23 protein-coding genes are annotated in these 24,435 nt (G+C 56.5%); 18 read left to right on the top strand and 5 right to left on the bottom strand.

Going from position 1 to position 24,435, the window contains the following annotated elements:
* Nucleotides 1-75: 75 nt before the first annotated feature.
* Nucleotides 76-1,005, bottom strand: a complete 930-nt coding sequence (locus C3451_RS03295; protein ID WP_022648872.1) for a formate/nitrite transporter family protein — start codon at nucleotides 1,003-1,005, stop codon at nucleotides 76-78.
* 315 nt (nucleotides 1,006-1,320) lie between these two features.
* On the opposite strand from C3451_RS03295, the gene mlaA reads away from it, so the two are divergent.
* Entirely contained in the window at nucleotides 1,321-2,073 is a 753-nt protein-coding gene (gene mlaA / locus C3451_RS03290; RefSeq protein ID WP_022648871.1) for a phospholipid-binding lipoprotein MlaA, read from the top strand.
* A 44-nt stretch (nucleotides 2,074-2,117) separates the two neighbouring features.
* Here mlaA and fadL read toward each other — a convergent pair whose 3' ends face one another.
* A complete protein-coding gene (gene fadL / locus C3451_RS03285; protein WP_022648870.1) occupies nucleotides 2,118-3,401 on the bottom strand; it encodes a long-chain fatty acid transporter FadL in 1,284 nt (427 codons plus the stop codon).
* A gap of 372 nt (nucleotides 3,402-3,773) precedes the next feature.
* Here fadL and C3451_RS03280 point away from each other — a divergent pair, with 372 nt between their 5' ends.
* From C3451_RS03280 to sixA, 4 genes are all read left to right on the top strand, one after another.
* Nucleotides 3,774-4,058 (top strand): YfcZ/YiiS family protein, encoded by a 285-nt coding sequence (locus tag C3451_RS03280; RefSeq protein ID WP_022648869.1) that lies wholly within the window; start codon nucleotides 3,774-3,776, stop codon nucleotides 4,056-4,058.
* Nucleotides 4,059-4,295: 237 nt separating this feature from the next.
* The gene (gene fadI, locus C3451_RS03275; RefSeq protein WP_023300649.1) at nucleotides 4,296-5,606 is read left to right on the top strand and encodes an acetyl-CoA C-acyltransferase FadI; all 1,311 of its coding nucleotides are present in this window, start codon (nucleotides 4,296-4,298) and stop codon (nucleotides 5,604-5,606) included.
* Nucleotides 5,606-7,753, top strand: coding sequence for a fatty acid oxidation complex subunit alpha FadJ (fadJ, locus tag C3451_RS03270; RefSeq protein WP_022648867.1), 2,148 nt, complete (start codon nucleotides 5,606-5,608; stop codon nucleotides 7,751-7,753). The genes fadI and fadJ overlap by 1 nt, the downstream gene beginning before the upstream one ends.
* A 209-nt stretch (nucleotides 7,754-7,962) precedes the next feature.
* The gene (gene sixA / locus C3451_RS03265; RefSeq protein WP_045621158.1) at nucleotides 7,963-8,448 is read left to right on the top strand and encodes a phosphohistidine phosphatase SixA; all 486 of its coding nucleotides are present in this window, start codon (nucleotides 7,963-7,965) and stop codon (nucleotides 8,446-8,448) included.
* Nucleotides 8,449-8,494: 46 nt separating this feature from the next.
* Here sixA and smrB read toward each other — a convergent pair whose 3' ends face one another.
* A complete protein-coding gene (gene smrB / locus C3451_RS03260; protein ID WP_022648866.1) occupies nucleotides 8,495-9,046 on the bottom strand; it encodes an endonuclease SmrB in 552 nt (183 codons plus the stop codon).
* Nucleotides 9,047-9,191: 145 nt separating this feature from the next.
* Between smrB and prmB the strand changes: the two genes are divergently transcribed.
* From prmB to C3451_RS03230, 6 genes are read left to right on the top strand one after another with little or no spacing between them, the layout of a single operon-like run.
* Entirely contained in the window at nucleotides 9,192-10,124 is a 933-nt protein-coding gene (gene prmB / locus C3451_RS03255) for a 50S ribosomal protein L3 N(5)-glutamine methyltransferase (RefSeq protein ID WP_022648865.1), read from the top strand.
* 60 nt (nucleotides 10,125-10,184) lie between these two features.
* Nucleotides 10,185-11,270: a chorismate synthase gene (gene aroC / locus C3451_RS03250; protein ID WP_045621156.1), complete on the top strand. Its 1,086-nt coding sequence runs from the start codon at nucleotides 10,185-10,187 to the stop codon at nucleotides 11,268-11,270.
* 2 nt (nucleotides 11,271-11,272) lie between these two features.
* The gene (mepA, locus tag C3451_RS03245) at nucleotides 11,273-12,097 is read left to right on the top strand and encodes a penicillin-insensitive murein endopeptidase (protein WP_045621155.1); all 825 of its coding nucleotides are present in this window, start codon (nucleotides 11,273-11,275) and stop codon (nucleotides 12,095-12,097) included.
* Nucleotides 12,097-12,906: a sulfite exporter TauE/SafE family protein gene (locus C3451_RS03240; protein WP_022648863.1), complete on the top strand. Its 810-nt coding sequence runs from the start codon at nucleotides 12,097-12,099 to the stop codon at nucleotides 12,904-12,906. The genes mepA and C3451_RS03240 overlap by 1 nt, the downstream gene beginning before the upstream one ends.
* Nucleotides 12,906-13,451, top strand: a complete 546-nt coding sequence (locus tag C3451_RS03235) for an elongation factor P hydroxylase (RefSeq protein WP_045621153.1) — start codon at nucleotides 12,906-12,908, stop codon at nucleotides 13,449-13,451. The genes C3451_RS03240 and C3451_RS03235 overlap by 1 nt, the downstream gene beginning before the upstream one ends.
* Before the next feature lie 13 nt (nucleotides 13,452-13,464).
* A complete protein-coding gene (locus tag C3451_RS03230) occupies nucleotides 13,465-13,740 on the top strand; it encodes a YfcL family protein (protein ID WP_022648861.1) in 276 nt (91 codons plus the stop codon).
* 65 nt (nucleotides 13,741-13,805) lie between these two features.
* Here C3451_RS03230 and mnmC read toward each other — a convergent pair whose 3' ends face one another.
* On the bottom strand, nucleotides 13,806-15,803 hold the full coding sequence (gene mnmC / locus C3451_RS03225; protein ID WP_045621151.1) for a bifunctional tRNA (5-methylaminomethyl-2-thiouridine)(34)-methyltransferase MnmD/FAD-dependent 5-carboxymethylaminomethyl-2-thiouridine(34) oxidoreductase MnmC: 1,998 nt from the start codon (nucleotides 15,801-15,803) through the stop codon (nucleotides 13,806-13,808).
* Between the two features lie 158 nt (nucleotides 15,804-15,961).
* Between mnmC and fabB the strand changes: the two genes are divergently transcribed.
* Both fabB and C3451_RS03215 read left to right on the top strand, forming a co-directional pair.
* Nucleotides 15,962-17,179 carry a beta-ketoacyl-ACP synthase I gene (gene fabB, locus C3451_RS03220; protein WP_022648859.1) on the top strand — a complete coding sequence of 406 codons (1,218 nt, stop codon included), beginning with the start codon at nucleotides 15,962-15,964 and terminating at the stop codon, nucleotides 17,177-17,179.
* 68 nt (nucleotides 17,180-17,247) lie between these two features.
* The gene (locus C3451_RS03215) at nucleotides 17,248-18,426 is read left to right on the top strand and encodes an MFS transporter (protein WP_045621150.1); all 1,179 of its coding nucleotides are present in this window, start codon (nucleotides 17,248-17,250) and stop codon (nucleotides 18,424-18,426) included.
* Between the two features lie 84 nt (nucleotides 18,427-18,510).
* Here the strand turns inward: C3451_RS03215 and flk are convergent, their stop codons facing one another.
* Nucleotides 18,511-19,515 (bottom strand): flagella biosynthesis regulator Flk, encoded by a 1,005-nt coding sequence (gene flk / locus C3451_RS03210; RefSeq protein WP_045621148.1) that lies wholly within the window; start codon nucleotides 19,513-19,515, stop codon nucleotides 18,511-18,513.
* A gap of 111 nt (nucleotides 19,516-19,626) precedes the next feature.
* Between flk and pdxB the strand changes: the two genes are divergently transcribed.
* From pdxB to accD, 5 genes are all read left to right on the top strand, one after another.
* Nucleotides 19,627-20,763, top strand: coding sequence for a 4-phosphoerythronate dehydrogenase PdxB (gene pdxB / locus C3451_RS03205; protein WP_124304232.1), 1,137 nt, complete (start codon nucleotides 19,627-19,629; stop codon nucleotides 20,761-20,763).
* A gap of 67 nt (nucleotides 20,764-20,830) precedes the next feature.
* The gene (locus C3451_RS03200; RefSeq protein ID WP_023306649.1) at nucleotides 20,831-21,844 is read left to right on the top strand and encodes an aspartate-semialdehyde dehydrogenase; all 1,014 of its coding nucleotides are present in this window, start codon (nucleotides 20,831-20,833) and stop codon (nucleotides 21,842-21,844) included.
* Nucleotides 21,844-22,656, top strand: a complete 813-nt coding sequence (truA, locus tag C3451_RS03195; protein ID WP_001286071.1) for a tRNA pseudouridine(38-40) synthase TruA — start codon at nucleotides 21,844-21,846, stop codon at nucleotides 22,654-22,656. The genes C3451_RS03200 and truA overlap by 1 nt, the downstream gene beginning before the upstream one ends.
* Nucleotides 22,657-22,684: 28 nt before the next feature.
* Nucleotides 22,685-23,344, top strand: a complete 660-nt coding sequence (locus C3451_RS03190) for a DedA family protein (protein WP_006811410.1) — start codon at nucleotides 22,685-22,687, stop codon at nucleotides 23,342-23,344.
* 154 nt (nucleotides 23,345-23,498) lie between these two features.
* A complete protein-coding gene (gene accD / locus C3451_RS03185; protein WP_022648854.1) occupies nucleotides 23,499-24,404 on the top strand; it encodes an acetyl-CoA carboxylase, carboxyltransferase subunit beta in 906 nt (301 codons plus the stop codon).
* Nucleotides 24,405-24,435 lie beyond the last annotated feature (31 nt).

Raw genomic sequence — 24,435 nt, 5'->3', positions numbered from 1 at the left:
GAAGCGGCAAGAGTATAGCGTTATTTACACTTCTCGTTAAGCGCATTGCCGCCTGACTGGTCAAAGAGTCACCGTTCACGCCGATTTTTCGGCAGTTTTATCCTTTTTTTCCTGAGCCTTAAGTTCGGCCTTACGCTTGTTGGACATGTCGTTACGGATTTGCGCATGGCTCAGCAGTGCAAAGATAAAGGTTCCGCCACAAATGTTGCCTGCGAGAGTAGGCAGGGCGAACGGCCAGAAAAAGTCGCTCCAGTGGAGTGTGCCGTTAAATACCAGATAAAGGATTTCAACGGTCCCGACAACAATGTGCGTGGTATCGGCGAGTGCGATAAGCCAGGTCATCAGGATAATCACCACGATTTTCGCGCTGCCCGCTGACGGGAACATCCAGACCATAGTGGCGATGATCCAGCCGGAGATAATGGCATTAGAGAACATTTCAACCGGCGTATTTTTCATTACGTCCATGCCAATCTTCACGAATGCGTCGCGGGTCGGTTCATCAAAAATTGGCATATACTCGAAGGCCCAGGCTGCAACGCCCGTACCGATCAGGTTCCCCAGCAGCACGACGCTCCAGAGGCGCATCAGTAAACCAAAATTACCAAGGGTCGGATTTTGCATGACGGGCAGTACGGCAGTGACGGTGTTCTCCGTGAAAAGCTGCTGTCGCGCCATAATGACGATAATAAAGCCGAACGTGTAGCCTAAATTCTCCAGCAAAAAACCGCCCGGCACGCCTTCCAGTTGAACGTGAAATATACCTTTGGCGAGCAGAGAGGCACCCATCGACAGACCGGCTGCGATGGCCGACCACAGCAGGGCCATTGCGTCACGCTCCATCTCCTTTTCGCCATCCTGGCGAATATGCTCATGAATGGCCATGGCACGCGACGGCAGGCGATCCTCATCGACTTCTATCTCTTCTCCCCGGTCTTTCTCCTCACTTTCAATCTCATGTTCCTCATTGTTCTCGCCAATTTTTTCTTCGTTAATATCTTTCATAACTGCTCCTTCGGGGGTAATCGCTCATTTAAGCGTAGCGGCTTTTGGCGCCTTGCCCGTGGGGAAGCTCTTAAATTGCTGAAAATGGCAATAAAGGTGAGACATCTCTTTCAAAGCCAATATAAAATTGCCAGCGAAACGAATTCTTAAAGACAGGCTATGCTGAAATTAGCGTGATGACGCGAGCGGGTCGTCATTGTCCTCGTAGACATCGGTAAGCGTGCTGTTACAATCACTTGCACGTTTCAGGCGGAGCCTCATAGGCTCCGTCACAGATGGCATTCAACGATAGCCATATTGAACAGGGAGAAATATATGAAGCTTCGGCTGTCGGCGCTTGCGCTGGGCGTAACGATGCTTGTGGGCTGCGCCAGCTCTGGCGAGCAAACGGGACGCTCCGATCCTCTCGAAGGATTTAACCGTTCAATGTACAACTTTAACTATAATGTGCTGGATCCATATCTGGTTCGTCCGGTTGCCGTGGCATGGCGTGACTACGTTCCGCAGCCAGCGCGTAACGGGCTGAGCAACTTTACCAGTAACCTGGAAGAGCCAGCGGTGATGGTGAACTACTTCCTCCAGGGCGACCCGTATCAGGGGATGGTGCATTTCACCCGTTTCTTCCTGAACTCTCTGCTGGGTATGGGCGGCTTAATAGATGTCGCAGGCATGGCGAACCCGAAATTACAGCGTGAACAGCCGCATCGTTTCGGCAGTACACTGGGGCATTATGGCGTAGGTTATGGGCCGTATGTGCACCTGCCATTCTACGGCAGCTTTACCGTGCGTGATGATGGCGGCGACATGGTGGATACGCTGTATCCGGTGCTGTCATGGCTCACCTGGCCGCTGTCGATTGGTAAATGGACCGTGGAAGGGATTGAAACGCGTGCGCAACTGCTGGACTCTGACGGTCTGCTGCGTCAGTCTTCCGATCCGTACATCATGGTCCGCGAGGCCTATTTCCAGAACCATGACTTTATTGCCAACGGCGGTAAGCTGAAGCCGGAAGATAATCCGAACGCGAAAGCCATCGAGAACGAATTAAAAGATATCGATTCGGAATAAATAAAAAAGGTGAGCGATGCTCACCTTTTTTAATCGTGTTGGGATTAGAACGCGTAGTTGAAGTTGGTACCAAACAGCCAGGCTTTACCTTCAGAGGTAAACTCGTAAGGGCCTTCCTGGAAGGTCACTTTCTGTCCATGCATGTACGACACGCCCGCGTCGATAGAGGCATTCTCGTTGAACGCGTAGGTTGCCCCCGCACTTACCCAGAAACGGTCCTGATCCGGAATGGAGATAGAACGCTTATCTGCCGGTACCGGGCTGTCATCAAATGCCACGCCGGTACGGAACGTCCAGTTGTCATCCATATAATAGGTCGTACCAAGTGCGATACGGTAAGCATCGTGGAAGCTTTCGTCTTTATAGAACAGCGTCTGGCCGTTGCTGCCGGTGGCTTTCAGCTCCTGGAACTGGCTCCAGCTGGTATACGCGAGGCTGTAGTGAATAGCCCACTGCGGCGCAACGCGGTTATAACCTGACACTTCCCACATTTCTGGCAGATGCAGTGACAGTGAACCCGGTACGGTTTGATTCGAGGTACCCCATGGAATGGTGGTGCCTGCACCCGGTACCATACCGTTGACTGGGCTCAGGATGCCGCTTTTGTAATCGCCATCGAAGTCAATCTTCACTTCTGAGCGGTAGGTCAGACCCCAGCGGTTGTTTTTATCCAGTTCATACAGGATACCGGCGTTCCAGCCGTAACCCCACTCGTCACCTTTCAGGCTGGCAATTTTATTGCTGTTTTTCGGCAGCGCAGCAGTTTGCTCCCCGGAATAACGCTCGATTTTTGCATCAGCGTAGACAGCATCAAAGCCCAGACCAAAGCTCCAGTTATCGTTCAGACGATATGCGCCGCTCAGGTTAAGGTTCAGGGTCGTCAGGTCGGTTTTACCGCCGTATTCCCCGGCCGGGTAGTTGTTATTGAACTCCGTTGCCAGGCCATAGTTAGAGGTGACAGAGGCACCCCAACCAAACTGTTCATTGATTGGCGCAACAAAGTGCAGGTTAGGCACCCACGCCGTTGGTGCAATGTTATCCGCCTTCAGATCTGCGCCGGTATACTGAGATTTGCCAGAAATGTTGACATCAGGATCGATGTAAACCGCACCGGCAGAGAAGGTAGGGCGATCAAACATCATGATAAGCGCCGGGTTACGGCTTGCGTTGCCTGCGTCATCGGCAATCGCACCTTCCCCGGAATACGCACGGCCAAGGCCAGAGGAAGAAAATTCGTTTAACTGGAAGCCCGCTGACCAGGCGGACGTTGAGACGATTGCCACTGCAACTGCTAAAGCAGTTTGTTTGAACAGGGTTTTCTGGCTCATGACCATAACCTCATTGAGTTATTTTTATTCAATAATTGTTACATACCGTAACAGGAGCGCGAAGTGTAGGGTCTGAGGTATGACATACAAATCAGACCAGTGGCGAGAGTATAGGTCTGACCAGCTGGGATGTTGCAAGTTTGTTTATTAATATTTTCAAACATGTTTCATGAAACGAGATCTGGTTGGCAAAATTGTGACCAGTACGATTCATCCGAAAAGGTGAATTTTGTTTTAGATCATTTTTTAGTGTGATATTGCTCACTTATCCGGTTTTGCGCCATTAACGGCTGGAGGGGGCTCGTCCGGGGGCGTAAAATAGTCGCATCGTGTTTATCTCGCGCGCTGCGCGAATACAGAGGAAATTGAGCTATGAGTAAATGCAGTGCTGATGAAACCCCGGTTTGCTGCTGTATGGATGTTGGCACCATTATGGACAACACCGATTGCACCGCCTCTTACAGCCGCGTATTCCCTAACCGCGCTGAAGCGGAAGAGACGCTGGCCGCGCTGAGCAAGCGTGCGCGTGAAGTCGAATCCGATCCATGTGAAATCAAATCTACCTTCACGGAAGTGGAAGGCGGCGTACAGCTGGATATCGACTTTGTGTTCGCCTGCGAGGCAGAAACGCTGATCTTCCAGCTGGGCCTGCGTTAATTCCTGCGGTCTGGTGCCCTCACCCCAACCCTCTCCCACGGGAGAGGGCGCAAACACTAAAAACGGTAACCCACGGGTTACCGTTTTGCTTTTACCCTGGGCATTTTCTTTTTCTTCTCTGTGCCTTAGCTCGCAATTTTTCGCTTGCCCGATTGGCTCAATGTAAAAAAATAGTTAAGACTATTATCAGGTCAGACCACTTAACGTGCGCGCAAAATTTTTTTACAGGGGAGTGTTATGAGTCAGGCATTACCGCTTATCACCCGACACGGTGACCGCATCGCCATTGTCAGCGGGTTACGTACGCCGTTTGCACGTCAGGCAACCGCGTTTCACGGTATACCGGCTGTCGATCTGGGAAAAATGGTGGTGGGGGAGATGCTGGCTCGCAGCGAGATCCCGCCAGAGGTTATTGAGCAACTGGTTTTCGGCCAGGTGGTGCAGATGCCGGAAGCACCCAATATCGCGCGTGAAATCGTGCTGGGTACCGGCATGAATGTTCATACCGACGCCTACAGCGTCAGCCGCGCCTGCGCTACCAGTTTCCAGGCGGTGGCGAACGTGGCGGAAAGCCTGATGGCGGGGACCATTCGCGCGGGAATTGCCGGCGGCGCTGATTCCTCCTCCGTGCTGCCCATCGGCGTCAGCAAACAGCTGGCCCGCATCCTCGTGGATGCCAACAAAGCTCGCACTACCGGTGCAAAGCTTAAACTCTTCTCGCGTTTACGCCTGCGCGACCTCATGCCTGTGCCACCTGCCGTTGCTGAATACTCCACCGGCCTGCGCATGGGCGATACAGCCGAGCAGATGGCAAAAACCTATGGTATTACCCGCGAACAGCAGGATGCGCTGGCGCATCGCTCGCATCAGCTGGCAGCGAAAGCCTGGTCGGAGGGCAAACTGACCAACGAAGTGATGACCGCCTATGTACCGCCTTACCGGGAACCGCTCGCGGAAGATAACAACATTCGCGGCACCTCAACCCTGGCAGATTACGCAAAACTGCGCCCGGCCTTTGACCGTAAACATGGCACCGTTACGGCGGCCAACAGTACGCCGCTGACGGACGGTGCCGCCGCCGTGATCCTGATGACGGAATCCCGGGCGAAAGAGCTGGGTATTACACCGCTGGGCTATTTGCGCAGCTATGCCTTTACCGCCATCGATGTCTGGCAGGACATGCTGCTCGGACCGGCCTGGTCCACGCCGCTGGCGCTGGAGCGCGCGGGGCTAACGCTCTCCGATCTCACGTTAATTGATATGCACGAAGCCTTTGCCGCACAAACGCTGGCAAACGTGCAGCTTATGGCGAGCGAACGTTTTGCCCGCGACGTGCTGGGCCGCGCACATGCCACAGGCGAAGTGGATCAAAGTAAATTCAATGTGCTGGGTGGCTCCATTGCTTACGGTCATCCGTTTGCAGCGACCGGGGCGAGAATGATCACCCAGACGTTGCACGAACTGCGTCGCCGTGGCGGCGGCTTTGGTCTCGTTACCGCCTGTGCGGCGGGCGGCCTGGGCGCAGCAATGGTTCTGGAGGCTGAATAATGGAAACGACATCTGCATTTAACCTTGCTGTTCGCCTTGATAACGTGGCCGTTATCACCATTGATGTGCCCGACGAAAAAATGAATACCCTGAAGGCGGAGTTCGGCGTTCAGGTGCGTGCGATGCTCAGACAGATCCGCGAAAACAAAGCGATACGTGGCCTGGTATTTATCTCGGCAAAGCCGGATAACTTTATTGCCGGGGCCGATATCAACATGATTGCCCGGGCGACAAGCGCTCAGGAAGCAGAAGATCTGGCGCGTCAGGGGCAGCAGGTGATGGCGGAGATCCATGCGCTGTCGATACCCGTTGTCGCTGCGATCCACGGGGCTTGCCTGGGCGGCGGGCTTGAGCTGGCGCTGGCCTGCCACAATCGCATTTGTACCGACGATGCGAAAACCGTACTCGGACTGCCTGAAGTACAGCTTGGATTGCTGCCCGGTTCAGGTGGCACGCAGCGCTTGCCGCGGCTGGTGGGCGTCAGTACTGCGCTGGAGATGATTTTAACCGGTAAACAGCTGCGCGCCCGTCAGGCGTTAAAGGCGGGTCTGGTTGATGAGGTCGTTCCGCACGCAATCTTGCTTGAGGCTGCCGTTGAGCGGGCGCTGAAAGGTCGTCAGGCGAAACGCCCCCTGCCGGTGCGTGAGCGTATCCTCGCCGGGCCGCTGGGGCGCACGCTGCTGTTTAATATGGTGGGTAAAAAAACCGAGCAAAAAACCAGAGGGAACTATCCGGCAGCGACGCGCATTCTGAAGGTGATTGAAACCGGTTTATCGCAGGGCAGCAGCAGCGGTTATGCCGCGGAAGCGAAAGCGTTTGGCGAGCTGGCGATGACGCCGCAGTCGCAGGCGTTGCGCGGCATTTTCTTTGCCAGCACGGAGGTTAAAAAAGATCCGGGCAGTGAAGCTGAACCGGCTCCGCTGCGCGCCGTTGGGGTTCTGGGTGGTGGGCTGATGGGCGGCGGCATCGCGTTTGTCACCGCCAGCAAAGGCAAATTGCCCGTACGTATCAAAGATATCAATCCTAAGGGCATCAACCACGCGTTGCAGTACAGCTGGCAGAACCTTGATCGCAAAGTGAAACGCCGCCATATCAAGGCCAGCGATCGCGATAAAACCCTCGCGATGATCACTGGCGCCACCGACTACAGTGGGTTTGCACACCGCGATCTGGTGATTGAAGCCGTGTTCGAAGATCTGGCCCTTAAGCAGCAGATGGTAGCGGACGTTGAACAGCATTGCGCGCCGCACACCATTTTCGCGTCAAACACCTCGTCTTTGCCGATCGGCGACATCGCGGCGAAAGCCATGCGCCCGGAGCAGGTGATAGGGCTGCACTATTTCAGTCCTGTCGAAAAAATGCCGCTGGTGGAGGTTATCCCTCATGCCACAACCAGCCCGCAAACTATTGCCACCGTGGTGAAGCTGGCGAAAAAACAGGGCAAAACTCCTGTTGTGATCGCGGACAAAGCCGGCTTCTACGTCAACCGCATTCTGGCACCATATATTAACGAAGCGATGCGGTTGCTGACGGAAGGGGAGAAAATTGAGCACGTCGATGACGCCCTGGTGAAGTTTGGTTTCCCCGTCGGCCCAATCCAACTTTTGGATGAGGTAGGAATTGATACGGGGACTAAAATTATCCCTGTGCTGGAAGCGGCTTATGGCGATCGTTTTGCGCCGCCTGCAAACTTTGTTTCCGCAATTTTGAAGGACGATCGCAAAGGCAGAAAAAATGAACGCGGTTTCTATCTTTACGCCGCGAAAGGGCGTAAAAGCAAGAAACAGGTCGACCCTTCGGTTTATGCGCTTATTCCTGTTACGGGTCAGGGAAAACTGTCGGCGGTTCAGTGTGCTGAGCGCTGCGTGATGATGATGCTCAATGAAGCGGCGCGCTGCTTTGGTGAGCAGGTGATCAAAAGCGCGCGCGACGGCGACATCGGTGCCGTGTTTGGTATCGGTTTTCCGCCATTCCTTGGCGGCCCGTTCCGGTATATGGATACCCTCGGGGCGGGTGAAGTGGTTGCGATCCTGCAACGTCTGGCCTCGCAATACGGTCCACGGTTTACACCTTGTGACGAGTTATTGCAGATGGCGGAACGGGGTCAGACATTCTGGCCCGCAAGGGAAACTGATTGCGTAAACTGAAGTCAAAGAAGGGTAAATCCTGAGGTGATGGAACCTGTTCTGGCGAAATTGTAAACAGAGATTGACTATACTTACGCCATTGAGGTAAAAAACAGCGTTTCATTCACCGAATGGATCAGGCACAATGCCCGGCCATCGGGTTTTCTACCTCAGAGCATTAATCGCGGGTAGTTAACGCCGGTGATTCTGGTTAACAAAAGCGGTGCAATATGCAAGTTTTTATCATGCGTCACGGCGACGCGGCACTCGATGCCGCCAGTGACTCAGTACGTCCTTTAACCGTCTGTGGCTGCGACGAATCCCGTCAGATGGCGACATGGCTTAAAGGTCAAAAAGTGGACATTGAACGCGTTCTGGTGAGTCCGTTCCTGCGGGCAGAACAGACGCTGGATGTGGTAGGGGAGTGTATGAACCTGCCATCCAGTGTGGATGTTCTCCCTGAACTCACGCCGTGTGGCGATGTTGGCCTTGTCAGTGCTTACCTTCAGGCGCTGTGCGACGAAGGTGTCGCTTCCGCACTGGTCATTTCCCACCTGCCGCTGGTCGGCTATCTGGTATCTGAGCTGTGCCCGGGCGAAACGCCACCAATGTTCACAACGTCCGCCATTGCCAACGTCACCCTCGACGAAACCGGCAAAGGGGTCTTTAACTGGCAAATGAGTCCATGCAACCTGAAGATGGCTAAAGCCATCTGACGTGACGTGCGATATGGCGGGGTGCCGCGTGCCTCCCGCCATCCTGTCAGGGCAACTCTGGCGGCTGCCACTCCTCCACCTCAATCAATACCAGCAATGCGGCATCTCCGCCGTACTCTTTCGGTGCCTGATGAAAAGCCATCACGTGTGGATGCTGAGCCAGCCACAGCGGCGTCTGTTGTTTGAGAATATGTTTGCCGTGACCGTGCATCACGCAGGCGCAAAAAACATGCTCGCGTCGGCACGCCGCGATCAACGCCCCCAGCTCCTGCTTCGCCTGCATCTGGGTCAACCCATGCAGATCGAGGAACAGCTCCGGCGAGTAATCTCCCCGGCGTAATTTTTTCAGTTCAAAATGGCTGACGTCTTCGCGCACGTATTTCACCGCGCCCTGCGTATTTAGCAGCGGCTGAAACTCATCTGAAAAATAGTGGCTGTTATCGGCCTGCTCCTGAAGCAACCGTTTGACCGGAACCTCGCTGATTTTTTTACGCTGCGGGCGATGGACAATGGTGTCGTGCGTGATTTTACGCGTCCCGGTCATCAGCTGACGGAAGAGAGCCTGATCCTCCTCGCTGAGCGATGTTTTCTTTTTCATTCGTCATTCTCATCTCGTATTTCCGATAGTGTACCCGACTAAACGCATTTTTTAACCTCAAGCGACACGCGTCATTGCTGATTTATCGCCGTCTTCATGGCAAACTAGCCGCCGAAAATTATGCGAGCATGCCCTGGAGGAAAGAGTGGATAAAATTTTTGTCGATGAAGCAGTAAACGAGCTGCATACCATACAGGACATGTTGCGCTGGTCGGTTAGCCGCTTCAGCGCCGCCAATATCTGGTACGGACACGGCACCGATAACCCGTGGGATGAGGCCGTCCAGCTGGTGCTGCCGTCACTCTACCTGCCGCTGGATATTCCGGAAGACATGCGCACCGCGCGCCTGACCTCCAGTGAAAAACACCGCATCGTTGAGCGCGTGATCCGTCGCGTGAACGAGCGTATTCCGGTGGCTTACCTGACCAACAAAGCCTGGTTCTGCGGCCATGAGTTCTATGTTGATGAGCGTGTGCTGGTGCCACGTTCGCCGATTGGCGAGCTGATCAACAACCACTTTGACGGCCTGATTAACCATCAGCCGCAGCACATACTTGATATGTGCACCGGCAGCGGCTGCATCGCGATTGCCTGCGCGTACGCCTTCCCGGAAGCGGAAGTGGACGCCGTCGATATCTCCACCGACGCGCTGGCCGTCACCGAACATAACATTGAAGAGCACGGCCTGATCCATCACGTCACGCCTATCCGCTCTGACCTGTTCCGCGACCTGCCGACGCTGCAATACGACCTGATCGTCACCAATCCACCGTACGTGGATGCCGAAGACATGTCCGATCTGCCGAACGAGTACCGTCACGAGCCGGAGCTGGGCCTGGCGTCAGGCTCTGACGGGCTGAAGCTGACCCGCCGCATCCTGGCCTGCGCGCCGGATTATCTGACCGACGATGGCGTTCTGATTTGTGAAGTGGGTAACAGCATGGTACATCTGATAGAGCAGTACCCGGATGTGCCGTTCACCTGGCTTGAGTTCGACAACGGCGGTGACGGCGTCTTTATGCTGACCAAAACGCAACTGCTTGATGCACGCGAATACTTCAGCATTTACAAAGATTAATCCAGCGGGCTTCGGCCCGTTTCACAACGCTCAAACACAAACAACAACATCGGAGCCGTGATGGCAGGAAACAGTATTGGACAGGTATTCCGTGTGACCACCTTTGGCGAGTCGCACGGTCTGGCACTGGGTTGTATCGTTGATGGCGTCCCGCCAGGCATCGAACTGACCGAAGCCGATTTACAGCATGACCTTGACCGTCGTCGTCCGGGTACCTCTCGCTACACCACGCAGCGTCGCGAGCCGGACCAGGTCAAAATTCTCTCCGGCGTTTTTGAAGGCCGTACCACCGGGACCAGCATTGGTCTGCTGATTGAAAACACCGATCAGCGCTCCCAGGACTACGGCGCGATTAAAGACGTCTTCCGTCCGGGCCACGCCGACTATACCTACGAACAAAAATATGGCTTTCGCGACTATCGCGGCGGCGGACGTTCTTCCGCGCGTGAAACCGCGATGCGCGTGGCGGCAGGTGCGATTGCCAAAAAATATCTCCAGCAGAAATTCGGCATCGTTATCCGCGGCTGTCTGACCCAGATGGGCGACATTCCGCTGGCAATCAAAGACTGGGATCAGGTAGAACTTAACCCGTTCTTCTGCGCCGATGCCGACAAGCTGGACGCGCTGGACGAGCTGATGCGTGGCCTGAAAAAAGAGGGCGACTCCATTGGTGCGAAAGTCACCGTGGTGGCCGACGGTGTGCCGGCTGGCTGGGGCGAGCCGGTATTTGACCGCCTCGACGCTGACATCGGCCACGCGCTGATGAGCATCAACGCGGTGAAAGGCGTTGAAATCGGCGACGGTTTTGACGTGGTTAAGCTTCGCGGCAGCCAGAACCGCGACGAAATCACGAAGGCGGGTTTCCAGAGCAACCATGCGGGCGGCATTCTGGGCGGCATCAGCAGCGGGCAGCAAATTATTGCCAATATCGCGCTGAAGCCAACGTCCAGCATTACCGTGCCGGGCCACACGATTAACCGCTCAGGCGATGAAGTAGAGATGATCACCAAAGGACGGCACGATCCATGCGTGGGGATCCGCGCGGTACCGATCGCAGAAGCGATGCTGGCGATCGTGCTGATGGATCACTTCCTGCGCCAGCGCGCGCAGAATGCGGATGTGACGACCACCATTCCACGCTGGTAACTATGAAAAAAACCGCAATCGCTCTGCTGGCGCTGCTGGCCAGTGGAGCAAGCCTGGCCGCCACGCCGTGGCAGAAAATCACCCACCCGGTAGCGGGAAGCGCGCAGTCCATTGGCGCTTTCTCCAACGGGTGTATCGTCGGCGCGCAGGAACTTCCGCTGCAGTCGGACACCTATCAGGTGATGCGCACCGACCAGCGCCGTTACTTCGGCCATCCTGACCTGGTACTGTTTATTCAGCGTCTTGGCAACCAGGTGCATAACCTGGGGCTGGGGACGATGCTGATTGGCGATATGGGGATGCCTGCAGGTGGTCGCTTCAACGGCGGTCACGCCAGCCACCAGACCGGACTGGATGTGGACATCTTCCTGCAACTGCCGAAAACGCGCTGGAGCTCAGCGCAGCTGCTGAAACCGCAGGCGCTGGATCTGGTCTCGGCCGACGGTAAACGGGTCGTAACCTCGCGCTGGTCGCCGGAAATTTCCAGCATGATTAAGCTGGCGGCAGAGGATAACGACGTCACACGGATCTTTGTTAACCCGGCCATCAAGCAGCAGCTTTGCCTGGATGCGGGAACGGATCGCGACTGGCTGCGTAAAGTGCGCCCGTGGTTCCAGCACCGGGCGCATATGCATGTTCGCCTGCGCTGCCCGGCGAACAGCCTGGAATGTGAAGATCAGCCGCTGCCACCGCCTGGCGATGGTTGCGGTTACGAACTGCAAAGCTGGTTTGAACCGGCCAAGCCTGGAACCTCTAAGCCTGAGAAGAAGACACCGCCTCCGTTGCCGCCTTCCTGCCAGGCGCTACTGGATGAGCATGTACTTTAATGGATAATTTCGTCGATCTGTTTATGGTGTCACCGCTGCTGCTGGCGGTGCTCTTTTTTGTTGCGATGTTAGCCGGATTTATCGATGCCCTGGCGGGCGGTGGCGGGTTGCTCACCGTTCCGGCGCTGCTGGCGGCAGGCATGAGCCCTGCCCAGGCGCTTGCCACCAACAAACTCCAGGCATGCGGCGGTTCGCTCTCCTCATCGCTCTACTTTGTTCGGCGCAAAGTGGTGAATCTCGCCGATCAGAAGCTCAATATCCTGATGACGTTTATTGGCTCGACGGCGGGCGCGCTGCTGGTCCAGCACGTACAGTCCGACATTCTGCGCCAGATCCTGCCGATTCTGGTTATCTGTATTGGCCTCTATTTCTTACTGATGCCAAAGCTCGGCGAGGAAGACCGGGCGCGGCGACTGCACGGCCTGCCGTTTGCGCTGATTGCCGGTGGCTGCGTCGGTTTTTACGACGGCTTCTTTGGTCCGGGAGCAGGCTCGTTTTACGCGCTGGCATTCGTGACGCTGGCCGGGTTCAACCTCGCCAAATCCACCGCCCACGCCAAAGTCCTCAACGCAACCTCCAACGTTGGCGGTCTGCTGCTGTTTATCATTGGCGGCAAGGTTATCTGGGCTACCGGATTTGTGATGATGGCGGGGCAGTTTTTGGGCGCGCGCGCAGGCTCGCGTCTGGTATTAAGCAAAGGGCAAAAGCTGATCCGCCCGATGATTGTTGTCGTCTCGGCGGTGATGAGCGCCAAACTTCTTTATGACAGCCATGGACAGGAGATCCTCACCTGGTTGGGGATGAACTAATGAACAGTACGCATAACTACGAACAGCTGATTGAGATCTTCGACAGCTGTTTTGCTGATGATTTTAATACCCGTCTGATTAAAGGCGACGACGAACCGATCTATCTTCCTGCTGATGACCAGGTTTCATACAACCGCATCGTCTTTGCCCACGGCTTTTACGCCAGCGGTTTGCACGAGATTTCGCACTGGTGCATCGCGGGGAAAGCGCGTCGCGAGCTGGTGGACTTTGGTTACTGGTACTGCCCGGACGGGCGCGACGCCGCCACCCAGGGGCAGTTCGAAGATGTGGAGGTGAAACCGCAGGCGCTGGAGTGGCTGTTCTGCGTGGCGGCGGGTTTCCCGTTCAACGTCAGCTGTGACAACCTTGAAGGCGACTTCGAGCCAGACCGTATCGTCTTCCAGCGCCGCGTGCATGCGCAGGTGATGGAATATCTTGAGAAAGGCATCCCGGAACGTCCGGCACGCCTGATCGAGGCTTTACAAAATTATTACCATACGCCGGAGATCACGGCGGAATGCTTCCCGTGGCCGGAAGATTTATAACAGAGGAAAGAAGATGATCGCAGAATTTGAATCACGCATTCTGGCGTTAATTGATGACATGGTGGAACACGCCAGCGATGATGAGCTGTTCGCCAGCGGTTATCTGCGTGGTCACCTGACGCTGGCGGTAGCCGCGCTGGAAGCAGGGGACGATCACTCTGCCGACGCCGTTCACGCGGAAGTTACTCGCAGCCTTGAAAAAGCCATTCTGGCCGGGGAACTGTCTCCACGCGACCAGTCTTTAGTGCTGGGCATGTGGGACAATTTGTTCCAGCAGGCTAAACGCTAAGTTGCCGCCTTCTCTTCCCTCTCCCTTTTGGGGAGAGGGCCAGGGTGAGGACACCAGACCGCACCCTACTTAACCCTTTTCCCCTTCAGCAATTTCCGCACCCACAGTCGGTTCGGATTAAGCCCCGCGAGCGTAACCCTGTCCAGCGGAACCGGCTCATCGCTCATTTGCGCGGCTAGCACTTCAGCCAGCAATGGCGCGGAGCATAATCCCCGCGAGCCTAAGCCACCCAACATAAACAGTTCCGGATAAACGGGCGCACTTACCGCCGTTTCTTTGTTGTCTGCAAGATCCTGATAGACTTCAAGCGTGGCGTCATAGTCCGGCACGTTTCCCGCCATCGGCAGGTGATCGCGGGTCGCGCAGCGTACGCCGCAGCGCGCCTGACCCTCACTGACATCAACCTCTTTCGCCCACGACGCATTCGGGAAACAGTCGAGCAGGCGCTGGCGGTTTTGCTGCTGATCCGCTTCGCTGTACTGCATATCTGTTTCACCGCGATGATAGCTGGCACCGATGCAGTGATGGCCGTTGGACGGATTTTGCGGCGTCGCGTAGCCGTCGTAACACAGCACCTGACGCAGTTTGCTCAGTTCGGGCGCGGTCGGGATATGGCTCACCTGGCCGCCGACTGGATAAACCGGCAATGACGCTGTCTGCGTAAACTGAGTTATGTGATGTCCGTTGGCCAGTACAACGCTGGCATGCTGCGACGCTTTGCCGTCAGCAAAACGCAGTTCCCAGTGCGCTGTGCGACTAAGCGATTCAACCTTGTGGGCATAATGCACTGTCAACCCACGCGACTGCCCGAGGGCTATCGCCGCAGAAGTCAGTTCAGCCGGACACAGCCAGCCGCCGAGTGGATACTGAATTCCGCCGCAGCCGGTGTCGACGCCAGCGGTCTCAGCAACCTGCTGAGCCGTCACTGCATGTGCGATGGTTTCCGGCAGCCCCAGCGACAGCATTTGGGTGATTTTCTGTTGGCTCTTCTCATCCCAGCCCAACTGCGTCACACCGCACCAGTCGTGGTCGAACGCAACCGGCAGGCTATCGTAAAGGCGACGAGCAAACGTAAACGCAGCCGGGAAGAACTGGAACAGTGCGGGATCGTGTGAACTTAATAAGGGATAAAGCGCGCCCTGACGGTTGCCTGATGCACCCATCGCCGGTGCCTCGTCAGCGCAGTAGAGCGTCACCTGCCAGCCACGGTGCAGCAGCGCCAGCGAGAGCAGGGCGCTGGCAATACCTCCGCCCACAATGGCGACCTCACGCGACGCACTGGGGCGGCGAGCAAACCAGGGTGCCTGTGCCGGGATCGCCAGATCCTGCTCCATCACCCCCACCAGCATGTCGCGTTTGCGGCCAAAGCCTTTGGTTTTCCGCATGGTAAACCCCGCCTCCTGCAACCCACGGCGGACAAAGCCCGCCGAGGTGAAGGTGGCAAGCGTCGCGCCCGGGCGTGCCAGACGTGCCATTGCGCTGAACAGGTGCGGACTCCACATGTCAGGGTTTTTGGCGGGCGCAAAACCGTCCAGGAACCAGGCGTCCACTTTCTGATGCATTGAGTCATCGAGCTTATCGGTCAGGTCGTTAATGTCGCCAAGCCACAGGTCGAGCGTGACGCGTCCGTCGTCCAGAATCAGACGATGACAGCCGCCGATAGCCGGTGGCCACTGGGCCTGAAGCTGTTCCGCCCAGTGGGCAAGCTCCGGCCAGCGCTGATGGGCAAGCCGCAGATCGTGCGCGGTAAGCGGAAATTTTTCAAAACTGATGAAATGTAATCTTTGTAAGGTAGCTTCGGGGTGTGCAGCGCGAAACTGGTCGAAGGCCTGCCAGAGGGTCAAAAAATTCAGCCCGGTGCCGAAACCGCTCTCCGCGACGACAAACAGGCTGCGCGGATGCTCAGGGAAGCGGGTGCTGAGATGATTTCCTTCGAGGAAGACATAGCGCGTCTCTTCCAGTCCGTTATCATTAGAAAAGTAGACGTCATCAAAATCTCGGGAAACAGGTGTACCCTCAGCGTTGAATTCGAGGTTGGCAGGTTGTATGGCGTTTTGTTTCACGTAAGTTACTCGTCCGACAGGCAGTGGCACGATCTTAGCGATGTGAGCCCATCGGTGCAAATTTCCACAGAAAATCGCTGATCGGACTTGTTCGGCGTACAAGTGTACGCTATTGTGCGACTCGAAACTTTTTATAGTGCGACTTACAGAGGTATTGAATGAAACGTGCAGTGATTACTGGCCTGGGCATCGTTTCCAGCATCGGTAATAACCAGCAGGAAGTCCTGGCATCTCTGCGTGAAGGACGCTCCGGGATCACTTTCTCTGAAGAGTTTAAAGATTCTGGAATGCGTAGCCACGTATGGGGTAACGTTAAACTGGATACCACCGGTTTAATTGACCGTAAAGTGGTTCGTTTCATGAACGATGCCTCTATCTACGCCTATCTTTCCATGCAGGAAGCGATCAAGGATTCTGGTCTGAGCGAAGACGCTTACCAGAACAACCCACGCGTGGGCCTGATTGCAGGCTCCGGCGGTTCCTCTAAAGCTCAGGTGTTCGGTGCTGACGCCATGCGCAGCCCGCGCGGCCTGAAAGCGGTCGGTCCATATGTTGTGACCAAAGCCATGGGTTCAGCGGTTTCCGCGTGCCTGGCAACGCCGTTCAAAATCCACGGTGTGAACTACTCCATCAGCTCTGCATGTGCGACCTCCGCACACTGTATCGGTAATGCGGTTGAGCAGATCCAGCTGGGCAAACAGGACATCGTATTTGCTGGCGGCGGCGAAGAGCTGGGCTGGGAAATGGCCTGTGAGTTCGACGCGATGGGCGCACTGTCCACCAAATACAACGAAACGCCAGATAAAGCATCCCGTACCTATGATGCACACCGCGACGGTTTTGTTATCGCTGGCGGCGGCGGTATGGTTGTGGTTGAAGAGCTGGAACACGCTCTGGCGCGTGGCGCGCACATCTACGCTGAGATCGTGGGCTACGGCGCAACGTCTGACGGCGCTGACATGGTTGCTCCATCCGGCGAAGGTGCGGTGCGCTGCATGAAGATGGCGATGCACGGCGTTGATACCCCAATCGACTACCTGAACTCTCACGGCACCTCTACGCCGGTAGGCGACGTGAAAGAGCTGGGTGCGATCCGTGAAGTGTTCGGCGACAACAGTCCGGCGATCTCTGCAACCAAAGCCATGACCGGTCACTCTCTGGGCGCGGCGGGCGTGCAGGAAGCGATCTACTCTCTGCTGATGCTGGAAAACGGCTTTATCGCGCCAAGCATCAACATCGACGAGATGGACGAGCAGGCGGCTGGCCTGAACATCGTGACTGAAACCACCGAACGTGAGCTGACGACCGTTATGTCCAATAGCTTCGGTTTCGGCGGCACCAACGCCACGCTGGTGATGCGTAAGCTGAAAGCGTAAGCGTTTGAAGATATAGTAGAAGGGAGCCACGCGGCTCCCTTTTTTTATGCCTGAACACGGAGTTATGCATGACGGCTGTTACCCCTGAGAAGAGCGCTCCTTCCGGGAACCTTTCCCTTTTCCGCATCGCCTTTGCGGTGTTTCTGACCTACATGACCGTTGGTCTGCCGCTGCCGGTGATCCCCTTGTTCGTTCACCAGGAGCTGGGCTATGGCAACACCATGGTCGGTATTGCGGTGGGCATTCAGTTTTTAGCGACGGTTTTAACCCGGGGCTACGCCGGTCGCCTGGCGGATCAGCACGGCGCAAAACGCTCGGCGTTGCAGGGCATGTTTGCCTGCGGGCTGGCGGGGGGAGCCTGGCTGCTGGCGGCGCTGTTGCCGATAGATGCAGCGTATAAATTCGCGCTGCTGGTGGCGGGGCGCCTGATCCTCGGCTTTGGCGAAAGCCAGCTGCTGACCGGCACCCTGACATGGGGAATGGGGCTGGTGGGACCTGCGCGTTCCGGAAAAGTGATGTCCTGGAACGGGATGGCGATTTACGGCGCGCTGGCGGCAGGCGCACCACTGGGGCTGCTGATCCACAGCCAGTTTGGTTTTGCGGCGCTGGCAGGCACCACCATGGTATTACCGCTGCTGGCGTGGGCGTTTAACGGTTCGGTGCGCAAGGTGCCCGCCCATAAAGGCGAGCGTCCTTCGCTGTGGAGCGTGGTGGGGCAAATCTGGCAACCGGGGCTTGGGCTGGCGCTTCAGGGAGTGGGCTTTGCGGTTATTGGTACCTTCGTCTCCCTCTATTTCATGAGCCGCGGCTGGGCGATGGCGGGCTTTACGCTGACGGCTTTTGGCGGCGCGTTTGTATTGATGCGCGTGCTGTTTGGCTGGATGCCGGATCGCTTTGGCGGCGTGAAGGTGGCGGTGGCGTCACTGGTCATTGAGACCGCGGGTCTGGTATTGCTCTGGCAGGCGCCGTCCGCATCCGTTGCGCTGCTGGGTGCAGCGTTAACCGGCTGCGGCTGTTCGCTGATCTTCCCGGCGCTGGGCGTTGAAGTGGTGAAGCGCGTGGCTCCGCAGGTGCGCGGCACGGCGCTGGGCGGCTATGCGGCGTTTCAGGATATCTCTTACGGCATCACCGGGCCGCTGGCGGGGCTGCTTGCAACGTCGTTTGGCTATCCTTCCGTATTTCTCGCCGGTGCGGTGTCAGCGGTAGTGGGGATTGTGGTGACGCTGGTGGCGTTTCGCAGGTCGTAGTTTTTGCCCGGTGGCGCTCCGCTTACCGGGCCTACAACCGCGCGAACCGTAGGCCGGGTAAGGCGTAGCCGCTACCCGGCAGTTTTAAGCAACCAGCCAGAAAATCGCCAGCGCAATCAGCAACGCGATAAACATCAATCCCGGACGGGCAGAAAGCGTCTTGAACGTGTCAACAACGGGGGCAAACAGCGGGTTGTAGATCGGCTGAATGTTTCTTACCTCCGGCACGCCGCCTTCCCGCTCGGCGCGGCGAACGAAGATCTGATTCAGTAAATCCTGTACCTGCGCGGTGGTCAGCACGGTTTGCGGTGTCGCCTGCCAGCTCTGCTGGGCGTAATCCCGGATCATATCGAACTCGTGCGGTTCCAGCGGTTGTTTCAGTGCCGCCTGTACGCTGTGCAGGGTCGGAGCGCTCTGGGTGCTGAGCGTCTGACGCGCCTGGAGCCAGGTGACCAGATGGGTAAACTGTTTTGCCGGGATCATCTCGCCCGCTTTCACACCGGAAAGTTCCAGCATGGATTGCCAGATAAGCTTTGTCGGTTCGCCGGTGGCGGCAGCCAGCTTAGTGACCATCTGCTTGAGCGTATTATGCTCCGCAGGCTGCAATGGCCGTTCTGTAGACGGGCGCTGTTGCGGCTGCGGGATAGAAAGCTGATTGCTTTGCAGCAGGGTCAACACGGTTTTCAGCTGTTCCGGCGAAAGCTGGCTCAGGGCGGTATGACCGTACTGTTGACGGATAAAATCACTCACTGCCTGACGATTATTCCCCTGGCCCAACAGCTCGGTCAGCTGCGAGATAATCTGGCGGGTAGTATGTTGCTGCTGTGCGCTGGTAAGACGCTGGTTCAGGTTTTGTTCGGCGGCAGGGAAATGGCGCGACTGTAGCGGCGCATCGTTTCTGACGCCCAAATCGTGCTTAACGCCGGCCCATACCTCTGCGTTTTGCTGTGAGGTCAACGCAATAAGACGCGTGATCAGACGCTCCAGTACGGTGCGTTGCTGCGTGGAGAGCGGTTGTTCGCCTGGCGTGTTGGGCGTTACGGGGCCTTCACCCGGAGGGCGCGGAGGCGTACCTGAAATGGGCTGCATCGTCAAAAATCCTTAAAGTCAAACTCTGCGTAACCGGGCGGAGATATATGCCCGGCGGCGAGATTATGGCACACTTGGCAGGTTTACTTCCTCTCAAACAGGTACTCAGACGTGAAAATCCTCGTTGATGAAAATATGCCTTACGCCCGTGAGCTGTTCAGCCGCCTGGGTGAGGTTAAGGCTGTCCCTGGTCGCCCGATTCCGGTCAGCGAACTGGACGATGCAGACGCCCTGATGGTGCGCTCGGTGACCAAAGTAAATGAGGCGCTGCTCACCGGCAAAGGGGTTAAATTTGTCGGGACGGCAACGGCCGGGACCGATCATGTGGATGACCAGTGGCTTAAGCAGGCGGGGATTGGTTTTTCCGCGGCACCAGGCTGTAACGCCATTGCCGTCGTGGAATATGTATTCTCCTCGCTATTGATGCTGGCCGAGCGCGATGGTTTTGCGCTGAAAGACCGCACCGTCGGGATTGTGGGTGTGGGCAACGTGGGCGGACGTCTGCAAAAGCGTCTGGAAGCCTGGGGCATCCGCACTCTGCTGTGCGATCCGCCGCGTAAGGATAACGGCGATGAGGGCGATTTCCGCACGCTGGATGAGCTGGTCGACGAGTGCGACGTCATCACCTTCCATACGCCGCTCTTTAAAGAAGGGCCGTACAAGACTCTGCACCTGGCCGACGAAAAGCTGATCCGCCGTCTGAAGGCTGGCACTATTCTGATAAATGCCTGCCGGGGACCGGTGGTGGATAACGCGGCGCTGCTGACATGTCTCGACGAGGGTCAAGATCTTAGCGTCGTACTGGACGTCTGGGAGCCAGAGCCGGATCTCAACGTCGCATTGCTGAATAAGGTGGACGTGGGTACCGCGCATATCGCGGGTTATACCCTTGAAGGCAAAGCGCGTGGCACAACCCAGGTGTTTGAGGCTTACAGCGCCTTTATCGGCCATCCGCAGCAGGTAGCGCTGGATACGCTGCTGCCCGCCCCGGAATTTGGTCGCATTACCCTTCATGGACCGCTGGATGAGGCAACGCTGAAAAGACTGGTGCATTTGGTGTATGATGTGCGCCGCGATGACGCGCTGCTGCGTAAAGTGGCGGGTATTCCGGGTGAGGTTGACAAGCTGCGCAAAAATTACCTTGAGCGCCGCGAGTGGTCCTCCCTGTATGTGATGTGCGATGACGCCCCCGCGGCGGCGCTGTTGCATCAGCTGGGATTTAACGCCGTTCACCACCCGGCACGTTAATGTCTTCTTAATGCTCCCTGTCGGATATTCCGGCAGGGACGCTTTTTTATTTCTGGAGTAAACCACCATGTCTGAAGGCTGGAACATTGCCATTTTGGGTGCCACTGGCGCCGTGGGCGAAGCCCTGCTTGAAACCCTTGCTGAGCGTCAGTTCCCGGTGGGCGACATTTACGCGCTGGCGCGTACCGACAGCGCAGGAGAACATCTGCGTTTCGGCGGGAAATCCGTGATGGTGCAGGATGCCGCCGCGTTTGACTGGACACAGGCTCAGCTGGCGTTTTTTGCCGCAGGTGCGGAAGCCACGGCATCCTACATTGAAGAAGCGACCAATTCAGGCTGTCTGGTGATCGACCTGAGCGGCCTGTTCTCCCTGGAGCCGGATGTGCCGCTGGTGGTGCCGGACGTCAACCCGTTTGTGCTGGCTGACTACCGCAACCGCAATATCATTGCAGTACCGAACAGCCTCACCAGCCAGCTGCTGACCGCGCTGAAGCCGCTGATCGACGACGGTGGCCTGTCGCGTATTTCCGTGACCAGCCTGCTGTCAGCCTCCGCTAACGGCAAAAAAGCCGTAGACGCACTGGCAGGGCAGAGCGCGAAGCTGCTGAACGGTATCCCGATCGACGAAGATGATTTCTTTGGCCGCCAGCTGGCGTTCAACATGCTGCCGCTGCTGCCGGATCGTGAAGGTTCGGTGCGGGAAGAGCGTCGTATCGTCGATGAAGCACGCAAAATTCTGCAGGATGACGGTCTGATGATCTCCGCGAACGTCGTGCAGTCTCCGGTATTTTACGGCCACGCGCAGATGGTCGGGTTTGAAGCCCTGCGTCCGCTGGCGGCTGAAGAAGCCCGCGACGCGTTTGGCCGCGGAGAGGACCTTGTCCTGTCCGAAGAGAGTGAATTCCCGACGCAGGTGGGCGACGCTACCGGCAGCGCGCATCTCTCTGTGGGCTGCGTGCGTAACGATTACGGTATGCCTGAGCAGGTGCAGTTCTGGTCCGTTGCCGACAACGTGCGTTTTGGCGGCGCGCTGATGGCGGTCAAAATCGCGGAAAAACTGGTGCAGGAGTATCTGTATTGATGTCAGATGTGGAACAAAAGCCGGTCCACAGAATTGCCCTCGGCATTGAATACGATGGCAGTAAATACTATGGCTGGCAGCGGCAGAATGAGGTGCGCAGCGTCCAGGAGAAGCTGGAGAAAGCGCTCTCTCAGGTGGCGAATGAACCGATAAGCGTCTTCTGTGCGGGCCGCACCGATGCCGGCGTTCACGGCACGGGACAGGTAGTGCATTTTGACACCACCGCCGTGCGCAAAGACGCGGCCTGGACGCTGGGTGTAAATGCGAATTTGCCTGGTGACATTGCCGTGCGTTGGGTGAAAGCTGTGCCGGATGATTTTCACGCGCGTTTCAGCGCGACGGCGCGGCGCTACCGTTATGTCATCTACAACCAGCGCCTGCGCCCGGCGGTGTTAAGCCAGGGCGTGACGCATTTTTATGAACCGCTGGATGCAGAACGTATGCAGCGTGCGGCGCAGTGTCTGATTGGAGAGAATGATTTTACGTCGTTTCGTGCGGTGCAGTGTCAGTCCCGTACGCCGTGGCGTAACGTCATGCACATTAACGTCAGTCGTTATGGCGCGTATGTGGTGGTGGATATCAAAGCCAATGCCTTTGTACATCATATGGTGCGGAATATTGTAGGCAGCCTGATGGAAGTGGGCGCCGGACACCAGCCGGAGAGCTGGATTGCAGAACTGCTGGCAGCGAAGGACAGAACGCTTGCGGCAGCAACGGCGAAAGCGGAAGGTCTGTATCTGGTTTCGGTGGATTATCCGGACCGGTTCGACCTGCCAAAACCGCCAATGGGCCCGCTGTTTTTAGCGGACTAAACAAAGGCGCAATTAGGGCTTAGACAATATGGACGTAATACGTTTTCTGATTGATTTCATCCTGCACATTGATGTTCACCTGGCGGAGCTGGTCGCGCAGTACGGCGTCTGGGTATACGCCATTCTGTTCCTCATTCTGTTCTGTGAAACCGGCCTTGTAGTTACGCCGTTCCTGCCGGGAGATTCACTGCTGTTCGTGGCGGGCGCGTTATCCGCACTGCCAACGAATGACCTGAATGTCCATCTGATGGTCGTCCTGATGATCATCGCCGCGATTATTGGTGATGCGGTCAACTACACTATCGGGCGGGTGTTTGGCGAGCGGTTGTTTAGTAATCCGGACTCGAAGATTTTCCGCCGCAGTTATTTAGATAAGACCCATGCGTTCTATGAGCGCCATGGCGGTAAAACCATTATCCTTGCCCGTTTTGTGCCTATTGTGCGCACATTTGCACCGTTTGTGGCGGGAATGGGTCACATGTCCTATCGTCATTTTGCCATGTACAACGTGGTGGGCGCGCTGCTGTGGGTACTGCTGTTTACCTATGCGGGCTACCTGTTTGGCGATCTGCCGGTGGTTCAGGAAAACCTTAAGTTACTGATTGTAGCGATTATTGTGCTTTCCGTTCTGCCGGGTGTGATCGAAATTATTCGTCACAAACGCGCGGCGGCAAAACAAGCGAAGTAAATGCACGCTGGCGGTTCGACCACTTTTTTATCCAAAGTTTCGGGCTGTTATGTTTTAATGTGCAACATTCATGGTCTGTTGGAGGCAAAAATGGCATTATTCGCCTCTTACAGCAAAACTGGCATACGACCAGGTTCAGGCAGAAAGGTTATCAATGAGCTGGATTGAACGAATTAAAAGCAACATTACCCCAACGCGTAAAGCGAGCATTCCTGAAGGGGTATGGACGAAGTGTGATAGCTGCGGCCAGGTTCTGTATCGCGCAGAGCTGGAACGCAATCTTGAGGTGTGTCCGAAGTGTGACCACCATATGCGTATGTCGGCGCGCAACCGCCTGCATAGTCTGCTGGACGAAGGTTCTCTGGTAGAACTGGGCAGCGAACTGGAGCCAAAAGATGTGCTTAAGTTCCGCGACTCCAAAAAATACAAAGATCGTCTGGCCTCTGCACAGAAAGAGACCGGCGAGAAAGACGCGTTGATCGTCATGAAAGGCACCCTGCATGAGATGCCGGTGGTTGCCGCCGCGTTTGAGTTCGCCTTTATGGGCGGCTCAATGGGCTCTGTGGTTGGTGCGCGTTTCGTGCGTGCCGTTGAGCAGGCGCTGGAAGACAACTGCCCGCTGATCTGCTTCTCCGCCTCCGGTGGCGCACGAATGCAGGAAGCGCTAATGTCCCTGATGCAGATGGCGAAAACCTCTGCCGCGCTGGCGAAAATGCAGGAGCGCGGTCTGCCGTACATCTCGGTACTGACCGACCCAACCATGGGCGGCGTTTCTGCAAGCTTCGCGATGCTGGGCGACCTGAACATCGCTGAGCCAAAAGCGCTGATCGGCTTTGCCGGTCCTCGCGTTATCGAGCAGACCGTACGTGAGAAACTGCCGCCGGGCTTCCAGCGCAGTGAGTTCCTCATTGAGAAGGGTGCTATCGACATGATCGTCCGCCGCCCGGAGATGCGCCTCAAACTGGCAAGCGTCCTGGCGAAGCTGATGAATCTGCCGTCGCCGAGCCCGGACGAGCCGCGCGAAGGCGTGGTGGTACCGGATCAGGAACCCGAGGCCTGATAACTGAAAAGGGCAGGGCCAAATGGCGCTG

This window comes from Enterobacter sp. 301B (genome assembly GCF_003850715.1).
Lineage (GTDB): Bacteria > Pseudomonadota > Gammaproteobacteria > Enterobacterales > Enterobacteriaceae > Enterobacter > Enterobacter intestinihominis.
This window is presented reverse-complemented; position numbering and strand designations above follow the sequence as displayed.

Excerpts from the sequence above, each read along its gene's own strand:
- C3451_RS03295 (WP_022648872.1), bottom strand. The coding sequence starts at position 1,005 with ATGAAAGATATTAACGAAGAAAAAATTGGCGAGAACAATGAGGAACAT.
- mlaA (WP_022648871.1), top strand. The coding sequence starts at position 1,321 with ATGAAGCTTCGGCTGTCGGCGCTTGCGCTGGGCGTAACGATGCTTGTG.
- fadL (WP_022648870.1), bottom strand. The coding sequence starts at position 3,401 with ATGAGCCAGAAAACCCTGTTCAAACAAACTGCTTTAGCAGTTGCAGTG.
- C3451_RS03280 (WP_022648869.1), top strand. The coding sequence starts at position 3,774 with ATGAGTAAATGCAGTGCTGATGAAACCCCGGTTTGCTGCTGTATGGAT.
- fadI (WP_023300649.1), top strand. The coding sequence starts at position 4,296 with ATGAGTCAGGCATTACCGCTTATCACCCGACACGGTGACCGCATCGCC.
- fadJ (WP_022648867.1), top strand. The coding sequence starts at position 5,606 with ATGGAAACGACATCTGCATTTAACCTTGCTGTTCGCCTTGATAACGTG.
- sixA (WP_045621158.1), top strand. The coding sequence starts at position 7,963 with ATGCAAGTTTTTATCATGCGTCACGGCGACGCGGCACTCGATGCCGCC.
- smrB (WP_022648866.1), bottom strand. The coding sequence starts at position 9,046 with ATGAAAAAGAAAACATCGCTCAGCGAGGAGGATCAGGCTCTCTTCCGT.
- aroC (WP_045621156.1), top strand. The coding sequence starts at position 10,185 with ATGGCAGGAAACAGTATTGGACAGGTATTCCGTGTGACCACCTTTGGC.
- mepA (WP_045621155.1), top strand. The coding sequence starts at position 11,273 with ATGAAAAAAACCGCAATCGCTCTGCTGGCGCTGCTGGCCAGTGGAGCA.
- C3451_RS03240 (WP_022648863.1), top strand. The coding sequence starts at position 12,097 with ATGGATAATTTCGTCGATCTGTTTATGGTGTCACCGCTGCTGCTGGCG.
- C3451_RS03235 (WP_045621153.1), top strand. The coding sequence starts at position 12,906 with ATGAACAGTACGCATAACTACGAACAGCTGATTGAGATCTTCGACAGC.
- C3451_RS03230 (WP_022648861.1), top strand. The coding sequence starts at position 13,465 with ATGATCGCAGAATTTGAATCACGCATTCTGGCGTTAATTGATGACATG.
- fabB (WP_022648859.1), top strand. The coding sequence starts at position 15,962 with ATGAAACGTGCAGTGATTACTGGCCTGGGCATCGTTTCCAGCATCGGT.
- C3451_RS03215 (WP_045621150.1), top strand. The coding sequence starts at position 17,248 with ATGACGGCTGTTACCCCTGAGAAGAGCGCTCCTTCCGGGAACCTTTCC.
- flk (WP_045621148.1), bottom strand. The coding sequence starts at position 19,515 with ATGCAGCCCATTTCAGGTACGCCTCCGCGCCCTCCGGGTGAAGGCCCC.
- C3451_RS03200 (WP_023306649.1), top strand. The coding sequence starts at position 20,831 with ATGTCTGAAGGCTGGAACATTGCCATTTTGGGTGCCACTGGCGCCGTG.
- truA (WP_001286071.1), top strand. The coding sequence starts at position 21,844 with ATGTCAGATGTGGAACAAAAGCCGGTCCACAGAATTGCCCTCGGCATT.
- C3451_RS03190 (WP_006811410.1), top strand. The coding sequence starts at position 22,685 with ATGGACGTAATACGTTTTCTGATTGATTTCATCCTGCACATTGATGTT.
- accD (WP_022648854.1), top strand. The coding sequence starts at position 23,499 with ATGAGCTGGATTGAACGAATTAAAAGCAACATTACCCCAACGCGTAAA.